Consider the following 758-nt stretch of genomic DNA (forward strand, 5'->3'; position numbering starts at 1 on the left):
AGCGCCCCTAATATTAAGCTGTGCTTAATTGCTGTTGCCTAATTCGATCAGTACCTTAATCTTACACAATATGTACTATTACCTTTGTTATTTTACTGTCAGTAATTGTTTATTAGTTTACCCTGAAGAATCACTTAGTAGAGGGCAAGTTTATGTTACAATTCAGGCTTTATTTTTTACTGTGTTTATTCAAGTAGATTTCTTATATTTTATAACTTGAGTGAATGATTATTAAGGCTTTATTGTTATGAATGCAATTGAACTTCACAATATAACGAAAACCTACAAAGGTGGTGTTACAGCTTTAAAAGGAATTTCTTTACTGGTCAAAGAAGGTGATTTTTATGCTTTATTGGGACCAAATGGGGCTGGTAAGTCATCGACTATCGGTATTATCTCTTCGTTAGTAAATAAAAGCTCAGGCAAGGTAAGTATTTTTGGCTATGACATCGATACTCAACTTGAACTAGCTAAAAGCCAAATCGGTTTAGTTCCTCAAGAGTTTAACTTCAATCAATTTGAGCCGCCTTTACAAATATTAGTTAACCAAGCTGGTTATTATGGGACGCCGCGTAAAGAAGCCTTTGTAAGGGCTGAAAAGTATTTAAAGCAGCTAGATTTATGGGGTAAACGTAATGAGCCTGCACGTGAGTTATCTGGTGGCATGAAACGCCGCCTAATGATCGCGCGCGCCTTAATGCATCAACCTAAATTATTGATTTTAGATGAACCGACAGCAGGTGTTGATATTGAGTTAA

1 protein-coding gene is annotated in these 758 nt (G+C 35.9%); it reads left to right on the forward strand.

Features of this window, described 5'->3' with window-relative positions; all coding sequences use genetic code 11:
* Positions 1-247 precede the first annotated feature (247 nt).
* The coding region (locus DS885_RS11505) for an ABC transporter ATP-binding protein (protein ID WP_147232354.1) at positions 248-758 on the forward strand (511 nt) is incomplete at its 3' end.

It is taken from the genome of Psychromonas sp. B3M02, from assembly GCF_003318165.1.
In the GTDB taxonomy this organism is placed as follows: Bacteria; Pseudomonadota; Gammaproteobacteria; order Enterobacterales; family Psychromonadaceae; genus Psychromonas.